Below are 23,339 nucleotides of genomic sequence, written 5' to 3'. Positions count from 1 at the left end.
TATACCTTAGCTTCGCCAACACTGCTATAATTACGCACTTATTCTGAGCTTTAGCTTAATTTAAGCTCAGCAACTCTCTGATTTATCTAGATGTGATTACTATGCAAGCCACCATTAAGGCCGATCGCGGTCTGTTTTCTTATCCTAAATATTGGCCACATTGTTTAGGCACAGCGCCATTTCTACCTATGTCAAAAGAAGAAATGGATGCCCTTGGCTGGGACAGTTGTGACGTTATTTTGGTTACTGGCGATGCTTATGTAGATCATCCTAGCTTTGGAATGGCGGTAATTGGCCGCGTGCTTGAAGCGCATGGCTTTCGCGTTGGTATAATTTCTCAGCCAGACTGGACCAGCAAAGACGACTTCATGAAGCTGGGCAAGCCCAATCTGTATTTCGGCGTAACAGCCGGCAATATGGACTCAATGATCAACCGTTACACGTCTGATAAAAAGCTACGTCACGACGATGCTTATACGCCTGGCAACGTGGGCGGCAAGCGCCCAGACCGTGCTGTTACCGTATACTCGCAACGCTGCCGTGAAGCCTATAAAGGTGTACCTGTTATTGTTGGTGGCATTGAAGCGAGCTTACGTCGCATTGCGCACTACGACTATTGGAGTGAAAAAGTACGCCGCTCTGTACTGTTCGACTCAAAAGCCGACATGCTGTTTTTTGGTAACGCCGAACGTCCTCTTGTCGAAGTCACTCATCGCTTAGCGGCAGGTGAAGACATTGCCGACCTGCGCGATATTCGCGGCACCGCAATTATTGTGAAAGAAGCGCTACCGGAATGGCAAGGCGTAGACTCAACATCGTTAGACAGACCAGGCAAAATCGACGCCATTCCAAGCCCATACCAAATGGAGCCCGAGTGCGATTCGCAAGATAAAGACACGAAAAGTAGCGAAGCGCCCGAAGCTGCGCCTATTGTCATTCAGCCGCCTCAAAAAGAAAAAGAAAAGCGTAAACCTTGGGAAAATGTTTACGTTAAGTTGCCGGCCTATGAAATGGTAAAAGACAACAAAGTGCTTTATGCACACACCTCGCGTATTTTACACCAAGAAACCAATCCAGGTTGTGCTCGCGCGCTTATGCAGCGTCATGGTGACAGGCACATTTGGATAAACCCACCGGCTATGCCTCTTGAAACCGAAGAAATGGATGCGGTATTTGACTTGCCTTATCAGCGTGTGCCCCACCCTGTTTATGGCGATGCAAAAATACCGGCGTACGACATGATTCGTTTCAGCATTAATATTATGCGTGGTTGTTACGGTGGCTGTACCTTCTGTTCTATTACCGAACACGAAGGCCGTATCATTCAAAGTCGTTCTGAAGACTCAATTATTCGAGAAATTGAGCAAATTCGCGACACAGTACCCGGCTTCACTGGCGTCATTTCAGACCTTGGTGGCCCAACGGCCAACATGTATCGTTTGCGCTGTAAAAGTCCAAAAGCCGAAGCAACCTGCCGTCGCCCTTCCTGTGTGTATCCAAGTATTTGTGCACATATGGACACCGACCATAAGCCAACTATCGACTTATACCGTCGCGCTCGTGAATTGCCTGGAATTAAAAAGATATTGATTGCGTCAGGCGTGCGTTACGACCTAGCGGTAGAAGACCCGGAATACGTGAAAGAACTGGCCCTTCACCACGTAGGCGGCTACTTAAAGATCGCTCCAGAACACACCGAAGATGGCCCACTTTCAAAAATGATGAAACCGGGCATGGGCAGCTACTACCGCTTCAAAGAGCTGTTCGATAAGTACTCTCAAGAAGCTGGTAAAAAACAGTATCTCATTCCGTATTTCATTGCATCGCACCCGGGCACGACAGACGAAGATATGCTAAGCCTTGCGATTTGGCTTAAAGAAAACAAATTTAAGCTCGATCAGGTACAGAACTTCTATCCGTCGCCAATGGCAACGGCTACCACCATGTACCATACCGAGGTAAATTCCCTTCGCAAAGTCACTAAAGACAGTGAAGAGGTGCCTTCTGCAAAAGGTGAAATTCACCGTCGATTACACAAGGCGATGCTGCGTTATCACGACCCGAAAAACTTTGCACAAATTCGTGAAGCACTTAAACGTATGGGGCGCGAAGATTTGATAGGCCGTGGTCCTCAGCACCTTGTTCCGCCAGAAACAGCAGATGAAAAACGCCAAAAAGCGCAAAAAGGCCGTCGTGGTGAACGCGCACTAACCAAACATACTGGGCTTCCTCCTACCTTTCAGGGCAAGAGCAGCAAAGGCGGTAACGGCGTAAATAAGAGCCGACGTAATTCCAACGCTAACAAACAAGGTCATGGAAACACAGCACAGCAGCGTAACGACACCGGCGGGAATAAGAATAGAGGCAACGCTTCGAAAGGAAATAATAGTAGTGGCAACAGCCGCGGCCGTACGCAAAAGCAACCAAGTATGCAAAAACGATAGCAGCACAAATGATAGAAACAAAAACGCCCGGAGCTTGTAAACTCTGGGCGTTTTTTTAAGGCCTATTGTCAACGATGACATTGCGCTTTCGTCGATTTACCTCGACTTATGTCTCGTCCACTATATAACAGGTCACATTTTCAAGCTTGGTAAGTTCCCTACTTTGGTCGTTACGCAACACGCACTGTTCACCATCACTTAGCAGCGTAAAACTATAAACAGGGTTGTCGTGCCTTCCGTCAATAGGTAATCCCCTGCTATCAACCTTTGCTTTACGCTCAATCGTAATGCTCGCGGTTTGACTGAATGCATCATCGGCTATCGTTATGTTTAGACCACCAAACCAGTTGCTGATCTTACTTTCAATAGCTTGCTTTTGACTCACACTGATGGATTTGGTTATTGCCTCGTGTAACTCAGCCTCCTGTGTTGTCGCGCATCCGCTCGCCGAGAGCAAAAGTATGGCGAGAGGTGCAGCTAGCAGTCTTCCTTTTAGCAGTTTTCCTTTTTTATTAGGAAGCGACATTAATTGCGCTCCTGAATAACAGGCTGATTTATTTTGTTGTGTAAAATAAAGTTCTCTTTGCGTTGTTCAGGCTTGTCGATAGGAATGAGCTTTTCGCCACCTAACGCACTTTGGTTACTGCGCAGTGCTTTGACATCCGCCACGCCGTTTGACGTGACAACTTCGGGACATGAGCCTGTAGCAGCATATTCCAATGCGGCTGACAGCATCCCTTCATCCGGATCACCCAAGCTTGCGGTAAAGTCATCTTCAACTTCACACCCCGGCAACTCAAAATCGAAATTAGGCGTGGTGGTAGGCATGAAACCATCAGCATAATCACCAAACCCTTTGTTATTCACCCCTTGGAACTGGATAGTAAAGTAAGTCTCACCACAATTGTCTGTTGGGTAGAACCCATACGGCTTACCACAAGTAGTAGAGCCAATTTGCACTACTTCTACATCAATACCACGAAGTGCATTCATTACCGCTTCACTTGCTGAACATGTCGCGCCCGTGGCTAAAACGTAAACCTTCGTCAGCGAAAGGCTAGGCAGAAGCGTGTCGGTAAGTTGCCCCATACTCTTTGGCGAAGAACTTGGTGGTTGCGTCAGTGAAGTAAATATTGCCGTTGTCGGCAACATCCACATCGTCCGCATATACAACTTTAGTGTTTTCTACTTGGTTAACCAATACCGTTAGCTCACCTTCAGGGTCTGCAATTAGCAATCCGCGATGTGCATCGGCGATTAATAAGTTGCCGTTGGTATCGAACTCGATACCGAGCGGGCGTCCACCAGTGTTAATCCATGGAGTAAATGCTGCCTCACCTTTTTTCTTGAGTAATACCGCACCAGAATGAGTGGCGGTTGCAATAGTTCCCGCAGCGTTTATCGCAAAATCCTCCGGCCCTTTATCTGCGCCTAATTCAATAAACGAAAGGCCCGCCAAACGGTTGTTTTCAATAAACTCCCCCGAAAATCCGCTACTGCTCGGTGCTTGCCAGCTTATTGGCGCAATGGGGACTGGCCACAATAGTAAATACCCTAAGACAAGAATGACAACGCCACCGAATACCTTCATTTATGCTCTCGTGCAAGCAACGCATGTTGTGTATCTATCAACCATAGCAAGCAACCCTCCGATACTCTGCTTTCGTTTATAAATAGAACACTATCATCCAGAGCTTTCTAAATAGCGCATGTTCAAATAAGCATTACAAATTCGTTAGGTAGCATCCATTCCCCCCTTCAGATCGTTTTTTTATAAAATGCTGCAGAGGTACGTCATGCCATTTAATGCAAAAACACTCGGAGATAATTATGCTAAGCAAGTAGACAAAGAGTTACGTGCGAGCCACGCGGGAGAGACGGGAGCCGTTTGGATATACCGTGGTGCTCTATTTGCCGAATGTGTTTTAAAACTGGTTAATTTTTCTGGCACAAACAACGAGGCACAACCCTTCATACATGAGCACCTTAAAACGGAAAGACGACACCTCGCCGTCTTTGAAAACGAAATGCCGCTTTTTAGGGGAAGTTTTATTTTACCTGTATGGATAGCTTCTGGGTTTATCACCGGTTTTATTCCAAGACTTTGCGGTATTAATTGCTTTTACTACACCATTTACCGAGTAGAGCAGTTCGTAGATTCGCATTACGAAGAACAATGTAAGCGCATTTCTGCGTTAGCCATCCCCCCTTCAAACGTTATAAATCGGTTTAGACAATGCCAAGCAGATGAACAACATCACAGAGATGAAGCGCTGCTCCTAATGACGAAAAGGCCGTCGTTATTAATGAAATTATGGGGCGCAGCCGTTGAAAAAGGCTCTTCTATTGCCGTTGCAATCGCAAAAGTGATTTAAGTTTTCGAGCTTATGCGCAGTGACCTGTGATAAAAAATAGGCATCAGAGAATTTATTAATTGAAAAAAAAGAGACGCTTTTAGAGTGGGAAAAAAGGACAGAGTTCGGCTACCAAAACCCTGTGACAATTGCGGTATCAATGCCGACACACAGTTTCGTATTCGATGTGGTGATGAAGACACGTGGCGTATAGTATGCAAAGCCTGTCAAGAACGAGCAAAGGCCTGCAATGGCTATATGTATGGCGGTACGTGGAAAAGAAAGAAGCGTAACTAAGGGGCTTCCTGTGAGCCCCTAATAGTTACGATAAGATTTACGCATTCACTCTTTTTTCTTGCGCTGATTGAGGCGCGCCGTTACTCGCGTCGGCTTCAATCTGTGTTTCTGCATTTTTAGCTCGCTTAATCAGCGTATTAGCACGATAAACACTCCACACCACGTACACCACCATAGGTATATTAAGCTGAAGTGACGCAACCGATAGCGTCGCGCTTTGGTGCACAGCCGCATAGGCTATGAGTAACACCATTACGCTTAGGCCTGATATAAGCAACCATATCGGCTTTGTGAGTGGTTTCACTCCCACTGTAATACCGGTATTAAGTAGCATAAGGCACCAAAAAACGGCGATGAGCGAGCCTGTAAAAAACATATCTGCTACAGCAGTTAATGCGAGTGCACTCACACTACCCCACACCGTGCTGTACCAAAGCCTACTTGCTAACGGCGGATGCGCCTTCTTAGACAGCCAAATCTCCATACCCGACACGCAAAGCATGGTCAGCATTACACCAAGAACAAAGTACAGCCATTTGCTGGTAAGGCCGGCGAAGTCACCGAAGTGCAAACGGTACATCGCCCATACCAACTGCTTACCCCATTCACCGAATTCATAGCCGGCCACACCGATAAAGTTACCCGCCGTATCGAATCGATAACCTTCTGCGTAGATCATTCTATTGGGTGCCTTGGCATATATTTCGATGAACTGCTCTGGTTCACCGACTTCGTGTACCGTTAAAAATATTGGCGACTTTTCTGGCGCTAGCGTTTCCATTTGTGCAAACGCCCTACCAATAGCCGGCTTACCTTCCTGTGGCGCTAATACAGGGTCTGGCGTAAAGATTTTCTGGATAACCGCGTCGCGATCGCCTTCGTAATTTAGTGAGGCAACAACCACCAAAATGATCCCTGCCATACCAAAATATGCGCCTGTTATACCTATAACTAAATGAAAAGGCGCTGCCCATAGTCCAAAACGGTTGTGCAAATCAATTTGTGCTTGCTGACCGTTGCCACCCCGTCGAAGTTTAAAAGCATCTTTTGCTATTCGTTTGTGAGCAATAATTCCAGTGACGACAAGGGTACAGATGATAGCGCCCAAAGCGCTGACCAAAATCATTCCCCAACTTTGTGGCAAATTGAGATACAAGTGCAAGTTCACGAGCATTTCGGTAAAAGACACGCTTTCTTGCTCTAATAAGTTACCTTCACTGTCGGCAAAGTAAGCAGCATGATCGTTTTCTACCACCAACCGAGGGATATCTGATGTAGGGAAAACCACATAAAGATGGTGAGACTCCTGCGTATTCTGAGCCAAAAAGGTGTCCATCGCCTTTTCAACAACATCAGGAGAAACATCCTTCATTTCTTCAATATGCGGCTGTTCCCACCTTTCAAACTCTAAGTGAAAAACCGCAACGGTCCCAGATAAGCACACCAAAAAGAGAAGTACACTCAGAAAAACGCCTACCCAAGTATGTGCATTTAATGCATTTTGTTTTGTTATTTTATCCATCGATATTCACCTACATGGGGAAGAAAATAAGTATTGGTAGGCAAAGCGCAGCCAAAACTGCGTAAGCAACAACAACTTTAATTTTGTGGGCGGTAGCAAGGTAGTGATAAGCAATAAGACCCCACAAAATTGGCAACAGCACGATACCTGTAGCCAACTTCCCTGCTATTGAGAATGGAAGTAGCGCACATAGTCCTAGCGTCAATAACACGCTCACAACCAATAAAACAACCAGCACCACGATGTAGTTTGCGATGTTCCCTAGAACTGTACGTCGCGAGAAATCAAAGCTCCTCGGCTGAGGTACATTTTTTGGCTGAGGCAAATGCGTTTGGTTAAACGCAATAAAAGGCCACACTAAAATGGAAGGGATACACAGCGCATATAGCACGCCAAACTCCCACCCCTGAGCATAAGACCAGCACACTGCTGCAACTAGCCATACGGCAAGACCCAAATAAAGATACGTTGACGCTTGAGCGCGCCAACTTTTATAAATAACACCTAAGGCTGCAAGTGTTAAACCACCCGCTGCAACTGAAAGCATGATAAATCCTTAAAACGAATAGGTTAGCGACGCGTTCACTGTTCTGCGTACACCAGGGAAACAGTCACCTCTGAATAAGCAAGACGTGAGATATTTTTTATCGGTCACATTTCTTACATTCAGCTGCAAATTCAAATTATCTGAAAGCTCATACGACACCATCAGGTCACCAAGGGTGTAGCTAGGCGTGTCGTATCTGATGACACCATTCTCGGAAACTGATTCTCCCACGTAGCGAATACCAGCTCCTACGGTTAGCGCTTCAAGCTCAAGTGGAGAATAATTTACCCACAACGACGCATTGCTGTCTGGCTGTGCTGACAACGAAAAACCGTTAGGATCTTCTGCATCCAAGACCGACGCCGCAAACTGCGCTGTTATCTGGCCAAAGTCTACGCGCCCTTCTAGCTCAATCCCTTCAATGGTCGTTACGCCTTGCTGTTGCGCCGCTTCGTCTGGTAATCCGTTAGGATTAGGAAGGTTTGAAACTTCAATATCGTAATACGCCAGCGTGATAAAACCAGGAACTGACGAGAGTTCATACTTAATCCCTGCCTCGTATTGACGACCTTCTTCAGGCTTAAGCTGGTTGTTATTGTTATCTAGTCCCACTACCGTCTCGAACGACTCAGCGTAACTAAGGTAGGGAGAAATGCCGTTGTCAAAACGATACAAAATTCCAGCTGAGTATGATGTTTGCGTGTCATCCTGCTCAGTTACGCCCGTATCATTATCAACGCGGTCGTGACGTAGGCCTAGCGTTACCCGCCAGTTTTCATAGGAAATTTGATCAGACAGGTATAACCCCGTGTCCGTGACTGTCTGTTCAGGCGCATCGATGTAGATTGCGTCGAAAATGGCTTGCTCTGGTGCGCCTGTGTACTCAGGGTTAGCCAAGTCCAGAATGTACCTAAAATCACCTTGTAATACCCCACCACCAGCATAGTAAGCAGAGTTGGCGTCAGTTTTAACATGTTGATATTGTACACCCGCTAATAACTCGTGTTCGAAAGCGCCTGTTACAAAGCCCTTGTTTACACGAATATCAAAAGCGTGTTGATTAAACGTATTGTCTGCTTGATAAAACGTTCTCGGCACAAAGGTATCGGTAGGCGCGACCGGTGCCCCTACAAAAGCGTTTAGATAGCGAGTACCGCCCGTAAAAGTGGGCCACGCTTGGTGGTAGTCTGCCTCACCATCTCGCCATAAGGCAGTAAATGAAAGTGACGTTGTATCGTTAATCAAGTGCTCGCCAAGCAAGGTAACTTGGTTCGACTTAGTATCAAATTTATTAAACCCTGGTTCACCTGCGTAAACATCTTGGTCGGGTAAATAAGTGCCGTCAGCCAAAGGCAATAATGTGCCTTCCACAGGAATAAACTGCGCTGCTGTATCACTAGCAGTATCTTGGAATAACCCGATTAGCGTTAGCGTTGTATCGTCAGAAGGCATGAAGGAAAGTGACGGCATGAATACTTGGGTGTCATCGCTAACATAATCAACCTGAGAGTCAGCATTACGATATATACCAACAAAACGCCCCATCCACTTATCATCTTCAGACAGGCTGCCGTTTACATCCACCCCAACTTGCGCGCGGTCGAAGTTTCCGTAGGACAACACCACTTCGCTTCCTTTGCCTAACGTGGGCGTTTTTGACACATAGTTCATTATGCCACCGGGAGAGCCCTGACCGTAAAGTACAGAGGCAGGCCCCTTAAGCAACTCAACCTGTTCCATTGTGTAAATTTCAGCTCGCGTAGAATTATAGCTGCCAAACAACTCTTGAATTGAGTCGCGATAGCGCGGAATACTTAATCCTCTGGAAGAGATTGAATCGACTCGGGTGGCGTATCCGTATGACTCCCCCGTCACGCCCGCCATATAGGTGGCAGACTGAGAAAGATTTAACACACCTTTTTGCTTTAAATCTAATGCGGTTTCAATGGAAATTGTACGGGCGAGTTCAACAATCGGTGTATTTGTTTTTGTTGCGCCAAACGGAGAACGCATGCCCACTACTTCAATCTTTTCTACTGCATTCGCTTCTGCTTTTTCCGCTGTTGCTTCTCGCTTATCTATAGCTAAGCCAGCGCCACTTTTATCTTCCTGAGCATGTGCGTGAGACACTAAGATAGCCGCTACCGCCAAGCTGAGTAATTTCTTATTCATGTTGAGTGCTTTCTGTGATTTATTTTTAAGACCCATCAATTCGCCTATTACAAGAATGAAGTGAAATGAAGGCTGCATTAGTACTTTCGTCTAATTTAGCAAAAATTTACACAAATGATAACCAGTATCATTCACATTAACATCAATAAGTAACAGAAAACGCGTTAACCGAGGTTGTTAAGTAACATAAAGATACGCGCATACAAAAAAGCCGAACTAACAACGTTAGCTCGGCTTTAACTCTCATGAGAAGTGAAAGGCTAATGACTATGCCGCTTCACTTTCCTGTTCAGACTCAACCACTTCATGGCTTAACAAGTATTCAAATGCAGCAAGCGATGCTTTCGCGCCCTCACCCATCGAAATAACAATTTGCTTATACGGTACTGTTGTTACGTCACCGGCTGCAAATATACCCGGCTCAGATGTATGACACTTAGTATCAACGATAATTTCGCCATACTGTGTCATGTCTACCGTGCCCTTCATAAACTGACTGTTTGGTACTAGTCCAATTTGAACAAATACACCTGCAAGTTCACGGGTGTGCACTTCGTTAGTTGAGCGATCTTGGTATTCAATTGCGTTCACTTTGCCATTTTCAGCAGTAATTTGGCGCGTTGCCGCGTTCTTGATAATGGTAATATTATCGCGCTTTTGAGCTTGATCGATAAGTACCTTGTCCGCTTTTAGTTCTGGCATAAATTCAAATACCGTCACCGATTTTACAATGCCTGCAAGGTCAAGTGCCGCTTCAATACCTGAGTTACCACCGCCAATGACCGCTACGTCTTTACCTTTGAAGAAAGGGCCGTCGCAGTGTGGGCAGTACGCAACACCATTACCGATGTTCTCTTTTTCGCCCGGAACACCAAGTTCTCTCCAGCGGGCGCCTGTCGCAACAATAACCGTACGAGTGCGGATCTGTTCGCCAGAAGAAAGCGTAATGGTTTTAATATTGCCTTTCTCAATGCTATCAACGCGTACGTGCTCTTTGAGCGTAATGTCGTAATCGCGTACGTGCTCCATCAAGTTACCAACAAGCTCAGGGCCCGTTGTTTTAGGTACTGAGATAAGGTTCTCGATACCCATGGTATCTTTAACTTGGCCGCCAAAAGTTTCAGCAACAATGGCAACTTTAAGGCCTTTACGGGCACTGTAAATCGCCGAAGCAACGCCTGCTGGACCACCACCGATAACCGTTACGTCTTGAAGTGGTAACGCATCGCCTTTGTTTGCTTCTTTAAGGCTAGGGTCGCGTTCAATTAACTTGTTGATAAGCACAGAGGCATCAACTTTACCATTCGCGAATAGCTCGCCATTAAGGTATACGCTAGGAACACCTTGGATGTCGCGCTCTTGAATTAGATTTTGATATAACCCGCCGTCGATCATTTCGGTCTTGATGTTAGGATTAATCAAAGCAAATTGATTAAGTGCCTGTACGACTTCAGGGCAGTTGTGACAGCTTAAGCTAATGAACACTTCAAAATTAAGTGGTTCATTCACCGCTTTCACCATCGACTTAACGCTATCGTCTAGCTTAAGTTCAGTACCCGCTGCATGCAGCATGGCAAGTACAAGCGAGTTAAACTCGTGACCGCCAGGGATACCAGAAAAACGAATTCCCGTATCTTCGCCATCAGCTTCCAACAAAAAGCTGATTGCACTGCGCAACTCACCATTTGTGTCACGCTCTTCTACGTTTAATTTTTCGCTTACTGAAGCAATGTCGGACAGAAACGTCACAAGCTCTTCACGCTTGCTATGTTCACCGGTCTGTACGACAAAGGTTACGTTTTTTTGCATTGACTCTGCATATGATTTCAATGCTTGTAAAATTTCTTTAGTTAACACGGTTATTCTGCCTTATTTTCGACACGCCGATCCCCGCCAACCTTTTGAAGGGTCAACAACATAAGCGGAAATTGGAAATTAATATCAGGGAGTGGAGACCCACTCCCTACAAATTATTTGCTTAATACTGTGCAATGCACGAAGCGCTGAGCTTTCATATATTAAGCGCTAAGCGTGCTGCTTAGATTTTGCCTACTAGGTCAAGTGAAGGTGCTAGAGTTGGTTCGCCTTCTTTCCACTTAGCTGGGCAAACTTCACCTGGGTTGTTTGCAACGTACTGAGCGGCTTTAACTTTGCGTACTAGGTCATCTGCGTCACGGCCGATACCTTCAGAAGTGATTTCCATCGCTTGGATGATGCCTTCTGGGTCAACAACAAATGTAGCGCGGTCAGCAAGACCCATAGTTTCACGCATACAATCGAAGTTACGAGTGATTTCGCCTGTTGGGTCGCCAATCATTGCAAATTTGATCTTGTTGATCGTGTCAGAAGAATCGTGCCATGCTTTGTGAGTGAAGTGAGTGTCAGTAGATACTGAAAATACTTCTACGCCACGTGACTGAAGTTCTTCGTACTTGTCCGCGATGTCGCCAAGCTCAGTTGGACAAACAAATGTGAAGTCAGCTGGGTAAAATACGAAAACTGCCCATTTACCTTTGATGTCTTCGCTGCTTACGTCTACGAATTCGCCGTCTTTAAATGCAGTTGCTTTGAAAGGTTTGATAGCAGTATTAATCAATGCCATGTTTAATTCTCCATTTGGTTTAAATTATTTTCGCACGTTAAACACATACGAATACAAACTTTACGTTTATTGTGTCGACATGGTTTTGCAGTTTTGTGAAGATAATCACTTAACGCGAAATTCATGTCTCTCGAAACTGGTGATAAGAATAGCGTGCACAATCACAAAAAACTAATTGGTAAAAATGAATCGCTTAATCAGGTTATTGAATTGAACGATGAAAATTGAGCCAAAATAGATTGATTGTTTTGCAATACGGTTTCACCGGCTAAATTCTGCTGAATGAGAAAACTATGACCCATTCCCGACTACAGCGCATCTCCCACGAAATAATGCTAATCGATGGACACGCGCCATCTCGCACTTTGACAAAGCATGCAAAAATGGAGGCCAGCCCCTTTGTTTTCTACAGAGGCAGTGCGCAGCTGTTTTACGCTGATATAAAAGCTGGCCTTATCAATTTTCCTAAAGAATGCGAGACAGTTCCCCTCACCAGCGTGATGGGAGACTGTCATACCTCCAACTTTGGCTTTCTCACAGAAGAAGGGTCTCACGGAGATACAGTGATCTTCTCACCCAACGACTTTGATGATGCGTGCGTCGGCAAAGCACATTGGGATCTGCTACGTTATCTCACTTCATTGCACCTTGCCCAGATACATTGCCTAGGCGCCGTTGATGGAAAGTATGCGTGCGATAGCATCGACATCACTAAACCTGTTGTCAGCCACCAGCAGGTTATTAATGCGCAATACGCATTTGTTGAGCGTTATGTAGAAACCTGTAGCCAAGTAGTAGAAAACGCCATGGTGATCAATGAAGCCATAGACTACTGCCCAGATGCCGTGCCAAGCAAGCTGACCAAACTATATAAAAAAGCCAAAGCCCGCAGCGCAGGAGGAGAAGACTTCACGATTAAAAGTGCGCTGGCTAAAGCCGTTCATTTTGATGGCAAGACCTTGGGGTTTAAGGCCAACAGTGAAAAATTTTCTACCCTAAGCCCACAAGAATACGCCACGCTACTAGAAGCTTTTGCTCCCTACATGGACGATGCGGTAGTCGATATAGTGAAACGCCTTGATGCGGGCACCGGGTCGGTAAATATGGCGCGCTACTACTTTATAGTAGGACCAGCAAAACCACATAATTCAGCAAGCTTTGCGTATTGTCATATTGTAGAGGTTAAGCAACAACGTGTTGCTGCGCCTATTTATTACTTTCCAGATTTTAACCCGGTTAATCGCCTAAATGCTGCACACCTTACAGCTCGATGCCAACGAAGAATGCAACGAAAACCCGACTTAGTGCTTGATGAAGTTAAGTTTGAAAATGCGCATTACCTGGTTCGCTCCCGACATCACGCTAAAGTGGGAATCGACCCACAAGATATTGCAATGGGAAATAAAGCGATAAATGGTGGCTTTGAGTGTAATACCAATGCACACAGATAATCGCCCACTCAGAAGGCGCTGGCAAGTTTCCTAGCGAAGCGTGGGAATGCAGGAATGGCTGTTCCCTTTCAAATTCCCAGAATGAAGCTAGGAAGCTTGCCAGACCTTCCCGGAGGGCGAGTTTAAAATGTCCGTACTCTTTGTTGTGTTACCTTGATGTAGAGCCACTATACCTGCGGCAACACGCCGCGATTACGAACATTTTAAATCTCGCTGCGTGGGTGATTATCTGTGCGGATTGGTATCTTGCCGAATTGTGCGGGTATAGCCTTGCGCTAGCTCACTGCCGAGGCGATAGAAGAAGTACACGATTCGCGTCGTCAGCATCAACATCTTTTTCTCAAGTAAAAAGCCTGCTCGTAAAAATAGCAAATCTTTATACAGAACAAGTAGTTGATGATCATGCGCTGTTCACTCGTGCGCTGAAATAAAGATATCAATAAAAAGCGTATTTTTTACCCGACGAACTGTTGTCATAGTCGTGTCGTTAGCATTACTTAGCACCTATATTAGCTTTTGGTTAAGAGTTAAAGGTATGAGTAAACTTACCTGCAGATAATAAGAACTTGATATTTAAGTAATATTTTAAAAACAGCTTGAATAAGGTTTAGTCATTCCTGTCCTTTACAAATGCCCTTAGTGTAGTTCAAGCAATAAGAAAATTGCGCTTCACATATCACTCTGTTTTTTCTATTTCGGCAAAAGCAGAAGCAGTAATTATGTGAATTAAAAATAATGAAAACTACAAAGGGAAAATGACGTGAAAACATCATTAACTTTACTATCTGCAGGAATCATTTCTGCACTTTCTTCAACCGCCATCCAAGCTAACGATTTAGTCATTAGCGGTGTTATCGATGGACCGTTAAGCGGTGGTGTTCCAAAAGCAGTTGAACTTTTCGTAGTCAATGACATAGCAGATTTATCTACCTATGCCCTTGGAACTGCAAACAACGGCGGCGGTACTGATGGCGAAGAGTTTACGTTTCCAGCTGGTGCGTCTGCAAGCGCTGGTACTTATATCTACGTAGCATCAGAAATTGATGGATTTACTGCGTTTTTCGGTTCTGCACCAGACTACGATACTTCATCAATGGGTATTAATGGTGACGACGCTATTGAGCTTTTTAAAGATGGCAGCGTTATTGACACGTTTGGCGATATCAACACCGACGGTAGTGGCACCACGTGGGAGTACTTAGACGGTTGGGCATACCGAACGTCAGGTCAAACAGCAAATGGCGGCAGTTTCGAAGCATCTAACTGAACTTACAGTGGTGTTGACGCGCTTGATGGCTCGACCACTAACACTGACGCTGCAACGCCGTTTCCAGCGGGTACATTTAACACTGAAGGTGGCGGTGACGTTGTAGAAGTTCCAGAAGAGCCTGCTGTTGAGCTAGGTATTTGCGGTGCAGACGCGACACTTATTAGTGCTATACAGGGCAGTGAAAGCAGCTCTGCTGAAGTTGGCAATAACGTTATAATTGAAGCTATTGTAACTGGCACACGTGCTGGCGGCTTCTTTGTCCAAGAAGAAGCGTCTGATTACGACGCTGACGACGCCACATCTGAAGGCTTATTTGTAGAAGGTTCTGTTGACGTTGAAACAGGTAACCTGGTTCGCCTTTACGGTGAAGTAGAAGAAAACTACGGTATGACCACACTTGCTATGGATAGTGATGTGGCTGCACTTGATTGTGGTACAGCGGATGCTGTAGCAGCGGTAGAACTTTCTATGCCGTACGAACTTGACCTTGAAACCGTTGAAGGTATGGTTGTTAGCGTGACTGATGCAACAGTGACGAGTACAAACAACCTATGGCGTTTTGGTGAAATCGTTGTTAGCGACACAGTTAAACGCCAACCAAGCGACGTAGCTGCGCCTCTGTCAGAAGCTTATACTGCGGCAGAAGAAGCGAGCGAAACAAGCCTTCTTACAATCGTAAGATAACAGCAGCTTGCAGTACCCAGACGCTCTTAATTACTTCCCTACTTTCAGCTACGCTAATGCCATTCGCATTGGTGATTCGGTTTCTGCTGCTGGCCCACTAAACTACAGTTTTGGCACTTACAGAATTAATCCAAGCGACGTTATCGAAGTAACGTCTTCTCGCGAAGCAAACCCAGTGGTTACGGAAGGCAACCTATCTATTGCTACGTTCAACGTGCTTAACTACTTTAATGGTGAAGTAGATGCAAATGGCGACGTAACTTTCGATTATGACGAAAACTGCGGCGCAGACGATGAAGTGGCGTTTGAATTGCAACAGGGTCGTATCGTCGAAGCTATCGTTAACCTTAACGCAGACGTTGTCGGTTTGATGGAAATCGAAAACGATGGTTTTGGTGAAGATAGCGCTATCCAATCTCTAGTTAATGCTATTAACGCCGAACTTGGTGAAACCGAGCAATACTCATTCATCGCAACCAGTGATGGCAGTGAAATTGGTACGGATGCGATTACTGTAGGCTTGTTATACAAAGCTACAGTAGTGACGCCAGAAAATGATGCCATGGTAGTTGCTATGCCAGAGCAACAAATTGATGAAGATAGCCTGGCACGCATGCGCCCAAGCCTTCTTCAATCGTTTGTACACACTGAAAGCAGCAAATCGTTCCTTGTTGCCGTGAATCACTTTAAATCAAAAGGTTCACAGTGTGCAGAAGATGTGGCAGAAGCGCCGTCTGAAATTACCACGATTCAGGGTAGCTGTAACGCACTTCGTGTATCGGCAGCTATCACATTAGGCAACGCGCTAAGTGATGAGAGCCTGCCAGAGCGCAAGGTTATCTTAGGCGACTTAAACGCTTATAGCGCTGAAGGTCCATTAGCTGTACTTACCGATTACACACCTGAGTCTCGTGGATACACTATTACGACTGCGGTCAATACAGGTATGGATGAAGGCTCGTCAGTGGACGTAGAGTCTAGCTTCGGCTATCACAACTTGGCTGAAGAGTTTGATGCAGAAGGCTTCTCATATTGGTTCTACGGAACTGAACAGGTAGGTAGTTTAGATCACGTACTAGCAAGTGAAGCCATGCTTGAAGACGCCATTGACGGTGCTCACTGGAACATCAACTCAGTTGAAGCTTACCAGTTGCAGTACGATCAAGCGCTTCGTTATTACCCAGATGAAGACGGTTACGCCTTTACTGATGTTGGTCCATTTAGAAGCTCAGATCACGACCCATTCATCGCAACCTTTGACCTACAAGCAGACGTAGTTGAAGAGGAAGAAGAAGAAAACAATGATAGCTCAGGTGGAGCAATGGGAGGAATTCTTGCCCTGCTAGCTGCAGCGATTGGCTTTCGTCGTCGTTCGACTACTGTTAAGAAGTAAAAAGTGAAAGAATGAAGTACACGCGTAACGGGTGTGCTTCATTCACATAAAAAAAGCTGCCTCAATGGAGGCAGCTTTTTTATTGGTACTCTTTCCAATGACAGTCTGTGTAGTAACCGTTATGCTTTAACAGCCACCACACCAACTAAGTCAGCAGCGTTACTGTCGTCCACTTCTATACCTATTCGGCTTATGTACTGATCCCGCTTTTCAGCCTGGGTTGGCGACAAGTCGCTACTTAGAAGAAACTTCGCCGCTTTATAGGCCGCTTCCATCTGCTCGTCTGTTAAATTATCCCCTAAGTGAATTTGAGTAATAACTTTTAACAAGCTAAGCGCAACTTGTTTGTCTTTAGGCGACAGTGTTAGTGCCTGGCGTAAATTGTTGAAGGCTGGCGACAACCGATTCTCTTTGTAGTTAACCGCAGCCATTTGCTTAAGCTCTTTTGTGGTAAATTGAATTTCAGTACGTTCAATCGATTCTTGATTCAGGTATTCATTTACCACTTGAGAAGTAAACGTGTCCCCCTCAATTTGCTTTCTAAGCTTATCTAATATACTCACACAGTGTTCACGCATTCCTAGCTCGTGAAATGCTTTCATTTTATCGAGGCTATCTTCCATCGAGAGGCCGTCGGTAGATGCCGAACGATCCTTCATCAACTTTTCAGCCCCTTTTTTGTCGTCTCGCAAGCACAAGACACGCGCTTTTACGACGTCAATCTGCTCGCCAAGCTGAGACTGCATGCCCTTTTGTTGTTTCAATTCTTCCAGTTCAGATTCTGCGCGTTTCATATAGCGTTCGCCTTCTGTACTGCCAAGACTTGTGGCTAAATCAATGGTTGAACGAATAACATTGAGCGTTAGCTGAGGTGAGTCATGAATAGAATTTTTAGCAAACTTTGCCATATTTTGAACGGCTGAAAGTTGCCCTGCCTTATCGTGGTTCAATCGAGCAAGATCCCATAACCGTTTGTTACGCTCAATATTGCGAGGTGCTAGCCTACTCGCCTCTTTCATTTGTTCGTAGGCAATATCGAACTGCTCTTTCTCAATAAAATACTGAGCAAGCAAGTCAAAGGTTAAGAATCGCGTGTCGTGGCGCTGCAATAAGTCATCAACCAGTAGCTGGGCTTCTTCTAATTCATCTTGTCGAAGCAACGACCGGGTTAAACCAATGTGAACCCACGCATGATCCATGCTCTGCAATAAGCTTCTAAAGTAGTCTTCCGCAGTTTGATAATCGCGAAGCTGCAATAAGCAATCACCAATTAAGCGTTTAATTCTGGTGTGATACTCCGATAGCGAAGGATCTTTTAACTGGCGCTCTGCATAGTACATAGCGGTGGAATAGTCCCGCACCTGCATACAATGAAGCATTTTATGTAGCTTTAACCTTATTTGGATAAGGTATTCCAAACGCAGCTCAATTTTGTTGCGCTGAAGAGGTTTGACCCAAAAGTCATCCGGTTGCAATTCAACAATACAATTAACCAATTCAGGCGATGTCTCTGCACTGAGAAAAATGACCGTGGTGGTGTCGTTGATGTGATTGAGGTGTTTTAATTCTTCAAAAAGGTGAAAGCCATCTTTGTCGTGACTGACGTTAAACGCCAGTAAAACAAAGTCGTATTGTCTTGCAGCACATAACCTTTTCGCGTGAAAGGCATTAAAAGCACTGCTTACGTTTTTTATTCCAATTTCATGCAAAGCTGATGACACTACATCATGTACAAGCCCCTGGTTATCGATAACCAGCACATGTAATTCTTCTCTTGGGGTTGGGGCAGGTATTTTTTCCAGCATTTACCAATCACTTCTAACGTCTTTTCCCTAAGCGTCGTAATAGAATACTTGCTATTGCGACGGCACAATGTTGCGCGAGCTGTGCGCGAGAGGAGTTGGCCCATAATTCAAACCAGTTTTGTAATAATAGCGCGCATACAGCCTAAACTTATTATACATAAGTCTTGGTTTTTAGATACACGTGCGTTTCACAACGTGATTAGTGCTTTTATCGAGGCGGATCAATCGCGTCGTTAACGCTTCCGTTAACCCTAAACCAACCTGCAACCGAGTGACGGCTGCGGGCAGCAGGTAATACTTCATGAGGGAATTGTTCGCTCAAAAAGACAACGAAAGTACCTTTCGTTGGCAGCACCCTTGTTCCAATTAGATCATTTTCATCAGCGTAGAGCACGAGTTCTCCCCCATCTTCTGAAGTCCAGTCGTCATTCAAATAGGCGACTAAAGACAACACGCGATTGCCCTGACCTTTAAACGCATCTACATGGCGTTTGTAAAATTTACCCGGCTCATAGCAGGCAAAATGACTTTCAAAAGAAAAGAGCCCCATAAAAAGCGAACGATTTACATACTGCTGCAAGGCTTCACACCACGAAAGCCACAAAGCGCCTTCGCTAGATGAACCTGTAATCCAGCAAATCTCGTCCCCTCTAACTTTTTCAGCCTTTTGATAATTCTCTGCGCGACCAATACCTGCCGCTTGATATTCAGCTTCAGAGATTGAACGCTGGCAGGCCAAAAGTGCTTGTGTAATGAAATCAGGTAAACCATGCTCTTGAATAGAAAAGCCTTTCGTGACTAAGTCATCGACGATATTTTCAAATATGGCTTCATCGAAAACGTGAAGAGGCTGATACGACGCAAGTTGTTCTCTATTCATCAGAGCATTTCTACCTTTGAGCGGTTAACTAATCGTGTAGTTAGGAGCGGGTTGTGTATGTTAAAAAACTAGCGAACTTATACGCGGGGTTGAATCCTATAGCAATTGCATCACCGCGCTATTTTTTTATCGATAAAAGAAAAATTATTTGTCGTTAAGAAGTCGCACGCTTCTTGCTTATTTAATATCAATTTTAAAGTGAGCAAATGACGGTAAAGGTAAACTAAATCAATAAGTAAACCGAGGTGTATATTTTAACAGGGTTGATTGAGAGACTTTTCTTCTGCCCTTGTTTCCGTTGCCATTACGTCTGCACATACGGATTGTAATTAACAGTTGAAAAACGCATGGCAAGGCGGTTTAGTAAAGATATACGCAATGTACGTATTAAAATTTTTAGCAAAAAGAGTAACTCATGAGTCAAGATCAAACACAAATAGAAGAAACGGAACATCATCTAGACTTAAGAAACTTGAGACTGGACGACTACAACGATGTTAAAGCGTTAATGGATGAGGTATACGCCAACGTTGGAGGCGCATGGCCTTACTCTAACTATAAAGCCCAAGTTACTACATTTCCCGATGGGCAAATATGTATTGAAGATAAAGGCAAAGTGGTCGCTTTCGCCATTTCAGTGATTGTAGATTATGACCAGTTTGGGGATAAACACAGCTACGATGAAATTACGGGTGATGCTTATTTGACCACACACGATCCTAACGGTGATGTGCTTTATGGTGTTGAAGTAATTGTTTCACCCGAGTATCGAGGACTACGCCTTGGTCGTCGTCTCTACGAAGCGCGTAAAGAGCTCTGTCGAAATTTGAATCTAAAATCCATTATGGCGGGCGGTCGAATCCCGAACTACAAAAACCATGCGCATGAGCTGTCGCCTTATGAATACATTGAGCAAGTTAAGCTCAAAGACATCTACGACCCGATTTTAACTTTTCAACTTTCAAATGGATTTGAAGTCAAGCAAGTCATGTCGGCATACCTTCCAGAGGATGAAGCCTCACAGGGTTATGCGACGCTACTTCAGTGGCACAATATTTATTATGAACCGGGCACGCCTTCCCTCATCGCCAGCAGGAAGACCAGCGCGCGAATCGGATGTATTCAATGGCAAATGCGTTACTTCAATAATGTAGAAGAGCTTTTACAACAAGTAGAGTACTTCGTCGATGCCTTGTCTGACTATTCTTGCGACGTTGCCCTGTTCCCTGAGTTTTTCAACGCGCCATTAATGGGCCTAAGCCCGTCAGATTCATCAATTGATGCAATTTGGCATTTAGCGACCTACACCGATGAGATTTTAACTGCCGTGTCTCATTTGGCCGTATCGTACAATATTACGATTATCGCAGGTTCGATGCCTGTGGTAGAAGAGGAAGAGCTCTATAACGTCAGCTACATTTGCAAACGCGACGGCACGATTGAAAGCCAGTATAAGCTTCATCCAACACCTCACGAAAAAGAAGATTGGATAATGAAAGGCGGAAACAGCCTTAAGACATTTGATACCGACTTCGGCAAAATCGGCGTTTTGATCTGCTATGACGTGGAGTTTCCAGAGCTTGCGCGTATTCTTGCCGATCAGGAAATGCAAATTTTGTTTGTCCCCTTCTGGACAGATACCAAAAACGGTTATTTGCGCGTGCGACGCTGTGCGCAGGCTCGCGCTATTGAAAACGAATGCTACGTGGCAATTGCAGGTAGCGTAGGTAACTTACCCAAAGTGGACAACGTAGATATTCAATATGGGCAAACCGCGGTTTTCTCGCCAAGTGATTTCGCGTTCCCACATGACGCAATTGTCTCTGAGACCACGCCAAACACAGAAATGACGCTCATTGTTGATTTGGATTTGGATAAACTCACTAAGCTTCAAAATGAAGGCTCTGTGCGGAATTATCTTGATAGAAGACGAGATTTGTATCGCGTTGAATGGATCGGCGATAAGCAGTAGCGCTACGCTTTAAGGAAATTCTCGGATTTTATGGCTTATGTATAATTGACATTGAGCATAAGCCGTAGAATTTCCTTTAATTTAGCGATAACATGCTTTAGCGCGCAAATATAAATGTGCTGTCTTCTTATTGAGTTAAAGCATCTAAATGCGATGAAGCTAGCACTACATAACGAGATTATAAATTTACTATGGCAAATAATTCGAAAAACGATGAGTTTCCAACCATTAGATTGGATGATGAAGACCGTCGTGATTACCAAACAAAACGTCAGGCGGCGCCAACAAAAGCAACGCCTCCACCTTCATCTGCCCCATCAGCAAACCGCCAACCCTCTGGTGGTGGAAACGGTAATGGAATCTGGCTTGTATTCGTTGCCGTCATCGCCTTAGCCGCCTGTGGTGGTTGCTATTACCTGTACACCATGCTTGAGCAACAAAAAGTGGTTGCTGAGCAAGCGGAGCAGCGCATATTACAGTTAGAAAACAAGTTATCTGCTACAGGTGAAGAAATTGGTGAATCTACTGTTGCCCTGCAAGTTAAAGTTACTGAGCTAACCAACAAGACAAACGAGCTTTGGGAACAAATGGATAAGTTGTGGGCGTCAGCTTGGCGTCGTAATCAACAAGAGATTGCTGATCTTGGCGACCGCGTAGGTAACGTTCAAAACGCCTTGAATAAGAACATCAACTCAGTTTCAGAAAATGTAAAATCGCAAGCAGCGGCCATTGGCTCGGTTAAGAATCAACTTGCTTCGTTAGCTGATGAACTGCTCGCTGTTAATGTTCAACTTGAGCAAGCAGCAAGCGATAAACAAAGCGCTCAGCAAAGCGTACGCAATTTAACCGACAAATTGTCTGTGTTAGAGCAACGCAATACGACCTTATCTGGCCGCATTACCAGTTTGGAAAACGAAATTCGCGATATAGCAACCAAAGTAGTATCTAGCGGTGGTTCAACGGGTGGAAGTGGTTCGGCTCCTTCAGCTGCAGGTAACCAGTAAACCAGATTAAATCTGTTGCAATAGTATACAACCGAGAATAAAAACCACGGTTTAACGCATAAAAAAGAAAGGGGCGAATCGCCCCTTTCTTTTTGCCGTGATAATATTGCCCTCTTTTGAAACCTATAGGACCTAATGCGCAATGAGTGAGCAAGCGCCCAAACGTTTAAATAAATATATTAGCGACACTGGCCTGTGTTCTCGCCGTGAAGCGGATAAACTCATTGAGCAAAATCGCGTTACCGTTAATAACCAACCACCTGAACTGGGTACGAAAGTGGGGCCTGGTGACACTGTAAAGGTAGACGGTAAAGTTGTAGGCGCAGTTGCCTCAGACAAGTCAGATCGCGTATATATTGTCTATAACAAACCCATTGGTATCACCTGTACAACTGAGCGTCATGTCAAAGGCAACATTATAGACGCTATCGGTCACAAGGAACGTATTTTCCCCGTAGGAAGGTTAGACAAACCATCGGAAGGCTTAATCATTTTAACCAGCGATGGGGACATCGTGAACAAGATCCTGCGCGCTGAAAATGCTCATGACAAAGAATACGAAGTTACGGTTAACCAACCAATCAGTGAGCGCTTCGTCAACCGTATGTCTCGCGGAGTACCAATTTTAGGGACGGTGACGAAGCCTTGTGTGGTTAAACCCACGGGCAAAAATACATTTACCATTATTCTAACTCAGGGTCTTAATCGACAAATCCGCAGAATGTGTGAGTTTTTAGGGTACGAGGTCACCAAACTAAAACGAACCCGAATCATGCACCTTGAACTCGGCTCACTAAAACCTGGCCAGTGGCGTAACCTAACAAGCCGTGAACTAACTATTATGCAAAATGCAGTTCGCTCTTCTACAAAAACAGCGAGCAAAGTTGAGTTGCGTAAATAAATGAAACTACTACATTTAGTAGTAGTTTATTGATAAGACAA

17 protein-coding genes and 1 pseudogene are annotated in these 23,339 nt (G+C 44.9%); 8 read left to right on the top strand and 10 right to left on the bottom strand.

All coding sequences use genetic code 11. The features are described from left to right. The first annotated feature begins 101 nt into the window (after window positions 1-101). The gene (locus KUL49_RS16420; protein ID WP_131137975.1) at window positions 102-2,444 is read left to right on the top strand and encodes a YgiQ family radical SAM protein; all 2,343 of its coding nucleotides are present in this window, start codon (window positions 102-104) and stop codon (window positions 2,442-2,444) included. 106 nt (window positions 2,445-2,550) lie between these two features. On the opposite strand, the gene KUL49_RS16415 is transcribed toward KUL49_RS16420, so the two are convergent. Genes KUL49_RS16415 through KUL49_RS16405 form a run of 3 tightly spaced genes read right to left on the bottom strand, consistent with a single transcriptional unit; the run spans window position 2,551 to window position 4,035 of the window. Continuing rightward, complete coding sequence (locus tag KUL49_RS16415) at window positions 2,551-2,970, bottom strand: hypothetical protein (protein WP_131137974.1); 420 nt, start codon at window positions 2,968-2,970, stop codon at window positions 2,551-2,553. Next, a complete protein-coding gene (locus tag KUL49_RS16410) occupies window positions 2,970-3,533 on the bottom strand; it encodes a hypothetical protein (protein WP_373995661.1) in 564 nt (187 codons plus the stop codon). Before KUL49_RS16410 ends, KUL49_RS16415 begins: the two co-directional genes overlap by 1 nt. Beyond that, window positions 3,502-4,035, bottom strand: a complete 534-nt coding sequence (locus tag KUL49_RS16405) for a hypothetical protein (RefSeq protein ID WP_242633866.1) — start codon at window positions 4,033-4,035, stop codon at window positions 3,502-3,504. The genes KUL49_RS16410 and KUL49_RS16405 overlap by 32 nt, the downstream gene beginning before the upstream one ends. A gap of 205 nt (window positions 4,036-4,240) precedes the next feature. On the opposite strand from KUL49_RS16405, the gene KUL49_RS16400 reads away from it, so the two are divergent. After that, window positions 4,241-4,819, top strand: coding sequence for a demethoxyubiquinone hydroxylase family protein (locus tag KUL49_RS16400; protein ID WP_131137973.1), 579 nt, complete (start codon window positions 4,241-4,243; stop codon window positions 4,817-4,819). Window positions 4,820-5,132: 313 nt separating this feature from the next. On the opposite strand, the gene KUL49_RS16390 is transcribed toward KUL49_RS16400, so the two are convergent. The 5 genes from KUL49_RS16390 to ahpC all read right to left on the bottom strand — a co-directional run bounded on the left by KUL49_RS16390 (window position 5,133) and on the right by ahpC (window position 11,938). Continuing rightward, window positions 5,133-6,617: a PepSY domain-containing protein gene (locus KUL49_RS16390; RefSeq protein ID WP_131137971.1), complete on the bottom strand. Its 1,485-nt coding sequence runs from the start codon at window positions 6,615-6,617 to the stop codon at window positions 5,133-5,135. Between the two features lie 10 nt (window positions 6,618-6,627). Beyond that, entirely contained in the window at window positions 6,628-7,164 is a 537-nt protein-coding gene (locus tag KUL49_RS16385; protein ID WP_131137970.1) for a hypothetical protein, read from the bottom strand. Window positions 7,165-7,173: 9 nt separating this feature from the next. After that, window positions 7,174-9,414, bottom strand: a complete 2,241-nt coding sequence (locus KUL49_RS16380; RefSeq protein ID WP_242633865.1) for a TonB-dependent siderophore receptor — start codon at window positions 9,412-9,414, stop codon at window positions 7,174-7,176. Between the two features lie 189 nt (window positions 9,415-9,603). Beyond that, window positions 9,604-11,193: an alkyl hydroperoxide reductase subunit F gene (gene ahpF, locus KUL49_RS16375; RefSeq protein WP_014976359.1), complete on the bottom strand. Its 1,590-nt coding sequence runs from the start codon at window positions 11,191-11,193 to the stop codon at window positions 9,604-9,606. Window positions 11,194-11,374: 181 nt separating this feature from the next. Beyond that, window positions 11,375-11,938, bottom strand: a complete 564-nt coding sequence (gene ahpC, locus KUL49_RS16370) for an alkyl hydroperoxide reductase subunit C (RefSeq protein ID WP_131137969.1) — start codon at window positions 11,936-11,938, stop codon at window positions 11,375-11,377. A 293-nt stretch (window positions 11,939-12,231) separates the two neighbouring features. On the opposite strand from ahpC, the gene KUL49_RS16365 reads away from it, so the two are divergent. From KUL49_RS16365 to KUL49_RS21465, 3 genes and pseudogenes are all read left to right on the top strand, one after another. After that, entirely contained in the window at window positions 12,232-13,389 is a 1,158-nt protein-coding gene (locus KUL49_RS16365; RefSeq protein ID WP_242633864.1) for a DUF2252 family protein, read from the top strand. Window positions 13,390-13,610: 221 nt separating this feature from the next. Continuing rightward, complete coding sequence (locus tag KUL49_RS21295; protein ID WP_230598793.1) at window positions 13,611-13,820, top strand: DUF2252 family protein; 210 nt, start codon at window positions 13,611-13,613, stop codon at window positions 13,818-13,820. Between the two features lie 329 nt (window positions 13,821-14,149). Next, a pseudogene (locus tag KUL49_RS21465) lies at window positions 14,150-16,736 on the top strand (ExeM/NucH family extracellular endonuclease). Between the two features lie 119 nt (window positions 16,737-16,855). On the opposite strand, the gene KUL49_RS16350 reads toward KUL49_RS21465, so the two are convergent. Beyond that, window positions 16,856-18,541, bottom strand: a complete 1,686-nt coding sequence (locus KUL49_RS16350) for a response regulator (protein ID WP_131137968.1) — start codon at window positions 18,539-18,541, stop codon at window positions 16,856-16,858. Between the two features lie 208 nt (window positions 18,542-18,749). Further along, complete coding sequence (locus tag KUL49_RS16345) at window positions 18,750-19,421, bottom strand: 2OG-Fe(II) oxygenase (RefSeq protein WP_131137967.1); 672 nt, start codon at window positions 19,419-19,421, stop codon at window positions 18,750-18,752. Window positions 19,422-19,836: 415 nt separating this feature from the next. Here KUL49_RS16345 and KUL49_RS16340 point away from each other — a divergent pair, with 415 nt between their 5' ends. The 3 genes from KUL49_RS16340 (at window position 19,837) to rluF (ending at window position 23,298) form a co-directional block, all read left to right on the top strand. Continuing rightward, the gene (locus KUL49_RS16340) at window positions 19,837-21,393 is read left to right on the top strand and encodes a bifunctional GNAT family N-acetyltransferase/carbon-nitrogen hydrolase family protein (RefSeq protein WP_014949262.1); all 1,557 of its coding nucleotides are present in this window, start codon (window positions 19,837-19,839) and stop codon (window positions 21,391-21,393) included. 191 nt (window positions 21,394-21,584) lie between these two features. Beyond that, on the top strand, window positions 21,585-22,397 hold the full coding sequence (locus tag KUL49_RS16335) for a hypothetical protein (RefSeq protein ID WP_131137966.1): 813 nt from the start codon (window positions 21,585-21,587) through the stop codon (window positions 22,395-22,397). A 142-nt stretch (window positions 22,398-22,539) separates the two neighbouring features. Next, complete coding sequence (gene rluF, locus KUL49_RS16330; protein WP_014949260.1) at window positions 22,540-23,298, top strand: 23S rRNA pseudouridine(2604) synthase RluF; 759 nt, start codon at window positions 22,540-22,542, stop codon at window positions 23,296-23,298. The last annotated feature ends 41 nt before the right edge of the window (window positions 23,299-23,339 follow it).

It is taken from the genome of Alteromonas sp. KUL17 (assembly GCF_006538305.1).
Taxonomy (GTDB): Bacteria; Pseudomonadota; Gammaproteobacteria; order Enterobacterales; family Alteromonadaceae; genus Alteromonas; species Alteromonas macleodii.
The sequence above is the reverse complement of the archived record's forward strand: the minus strand, read 5'-3'. Positions and strand labels throughout refer to the sequence as shown.

Excerpts from the sequence above, each read along its gene's own strand:
- KUL49_RS16420 (WP_131137975.1), top strand. The coding sequence starts at position 102 with ATGCAAGCCACCATTAAGGCCGATCGCGGTCTGTTTTCTTATCCTAAA.
- KUL49_RS16415 (WP_131137974.1), bottom strand. The coding sequence starts at position 2,970 with ATGTCGCTTCCTAATAAAAAAGGAAAACTGCTAAAAGGAAGACTGCTA.
- KUL49_RS16410 (WP_373995661.1), bottom strand. The coding sequence starts at position 3,533 with ATGGGGCAACTTACCGACACGCTTCTGCCTAGCCTTTCGCTGACGAAG.
- KUL49_RS16405 (WP_242633866.1), bottom strand. The coding sequence starts at position 4,035 with ATGAAGGTATTCGGTGGCGTTGTCATTCTTGTCTTAGGGTATTTACTA.
- KUL49_RS16400 (WP_131137973.1), top strand. The coding sequence starts at position 4,241 with ATGCCATTTAATGCAAAAACACTCGGAGATAATTATGCTAAGCAAGTA.
- KUL49_RS16390 (WP_131137971.1), bottom strand. The coding sequence starts at position 6,617 with ATGGATAAAATAACAAAACAAAATGCATTAAATGCACATACTTGGGTA.
- KUL49_RS16385 (WP_131137970.1), bottom strand. The coding sequence starts at position 7,164 with ATGCTTTCAGTTGCAGCGGGTGGTTTAACACTTGCAGCCTTAGGTGTT.
- KUL49_RS16380 (WP_242633865.1), bottom strand. The coding sequence starts at position 9,414 with ATGCAGCCTTCATTTCACTTCATTCTTGTAATAGGCGAATTGATGGGT.
- ahpC (WP_131137969.1), bottom strand. The coding sequence starts at position 11,938 with ATGGCATTGATTAATACTGCTATCAAACCTTTCAAAGCAACTGCATTT.
- KUL49_RS16365 (WP_242633864.1), top strand. The coding sequence starts at position 12,232 with ATGACCCATTCCCGACTACAGCGCATCTCCCACGAAATAATGCTAATC.
- KUL49_RS16350 (WP_131137968.1), bottom strand. The coding sequence starts at position 18,541 with ATGCTGGAAAAAATACCTGCCCCAACCCCAAGAGAAGAATTACATGTG.
- KUL49_RS16345 (WP_131137967.1), bottom strand. The coding sequence starts at position 19,421 with ATGAATAGAGAACAACTTGCGTCGTATCAGCCTCTTCACGTTTTCGAT.
- KUL49_RS16340 (WP_014949262.1), top strand. The coding sequence starts at position 19,837 with ATGAGTCAAGATCAAACACAAATAGAAGAAACGGAACATCATCTAGAC.
- KUL49_RS16335 (WP_131137966.1), top strand. The coding sequence starts at position 21,585 with ATGGCAAATAATTCGAAAAACGATGAGTTTCCAACCATTAGATTGGAT.
- rluF (WP_014949260.1), top strand. The coding sequence starts at position 22,540 with ATGAGTGAGCAAGCGCCCAAACGTTTAAATAAATATATTAGCGACACT.